Origin of the sequence: Lentzea sp. NPDC004782 (assembly GCF_040609115.1) — a bacterium.
In the GTDB taxonomy this organism is placed as follows: domain Bacteria; phylum Actinomycetota; class Actinomycetes; order Mycobacteriales; family Pseudonocardiaceae; genus Lentzea.
Genome location: NZ_JBEXJN010000034.1, coordinates 21253 through 22595 on the forward strand (window position 1 = coordinate 21253; position 1343 = coordinate 22595).

At 67.2% G+C, this 1343-nt stretch carries 1 protein-coding gene; it reads left to right on the plus strand.

The genetic code is table 11. From position 1 onward, the window contains the following. Positions 1-12: 12 nt before the first annotated feature. A complete protein-coding gene (locus ABZV40_RS28625; protein ID WP_355448023.1) occupies positions 13-1227 on the plus strand; it encodes a cytochrome P450 in 1215 nt (404 codons plus the stop codon). The last annotated feature ends 116 nt before the right edge of the window (positions 1228-1343 follow it).

The following is a 1343-nucleotide window of genomic DNA, read 5'->3' on the forward strand; positions in this document are numbered from 1 at the left end:
AAGGTTCCCGCGATGACGGAAGAAGTCCTGTCGCCTGCCTCGGCGTGCCCGTTCCCGTTCGCCCGCGACCCCCACCGCCCGCTGGACCTGCCGCCGGAGTACGCGCGGCTGCGGTCCGAGCGGCCGGTGCAGAAGGTGACGACACCGGCGGGGGACACGGCGTGGCTGGTGTCCAGGTACGCGGACGTGCGAGCACTTCTCGCCGACACGGAACGGTTCTCCGCGGAGGTGATGAACCCCGGCTACCCGCGGTACCTGTTCCCGGTCGACCCGCAGCCGGGCGCGTTCGTGACGGTCGACCCGCCGGACCACACCCGGTACCGGCGCATGATCATGTCCATGTTCACCAAGAAGAAGGCCGAGGAGGTCCGTCCGTCGGCGCAGAAGCTGGTGGACGAGCGGATCGACGCGATCCTGAAGCTGCCGCAGCCGGTCGACCTGGTGACGCACTTCGCGCGACCGATCCCGTTGACCGTGGTGTGCGAGCTGCTCGGCGTGCCCTACAAGGACCGTCTCGCGTTCGGCCGGTGGATCAACACCCTGGTCGAGACCACGTCGTCGCAGGCACACCGCAACGCCGCGGCCGGTGCTCTGTTCGGTTACCTGACGAAGCTGGTTGCCCAGAAGGAGAAAGAGCCCACCGACGACGTGCTCGGCCGGCTCGTCTCGAACCAGATGGCCGCGGGTGAGCTGAAACGCGAAGAGGCCGTCGTCATCGGCATGATGCTGTTGTCGGCCGGCTACGACACCACGGCGTCGTCGATCGCGTTGAGCATCCTGACGTTGCTGGAGCATCCCGAGCAGCTGGCGAAGCTGCGGGAGAACCCGGACCTGATCGTCGGCGCCGTGGAGGAGCTGTTGCGGCACCAGAACGTGATGCAGTGCGGGGTGGGCCGGGTGGCCAAAGTGGACCTGGAGATCGCCGGGCAGCCGATCAAGGCGGGGGAGGGCATCATCGCGTTGCTGTCGTCCGCCGACCGCGACGAGACGGTGTACGCGGATGCCGACACGCTGGACATCACGCGCAAGGACTCCACGCCGCTGGCGTTCGGGCACGGCATTCACAGCTGCATCGCGAAGTTCCTGTCCAGGGTGGAGCTCCAGGTCGCGCTGCTGACGTTGATCACCCGCATGCCCACCTTGGCTCTGGCGAAACCGGCTGAGGAACTGCGTTTCCGCGACGGCGCGATCGTGTACTCGCTGCGGGAGCTTCCTGTCGTCTGGTGAAGTGTTTTTCGTCGGGGCGCCTCTCCTGCAGGGGCGCCCCTGTTCGTTTCTAGGGGTATGCCAGGCGCTCGGACGCGAGGATTCCTGGCAGGTCGCGTCTCGAGATGGGTTGAGGG

What these genes read in the sequence shown, in the direction of transcription:
- ABZV40_RS28625 (WP_355448023.1), top strand. Translation starts at nt 13, where the DNA reads ATGACGGAAGAAGTCCTGTCGCCTGCCTCGGCGTGCCCGTTCCCGTTC.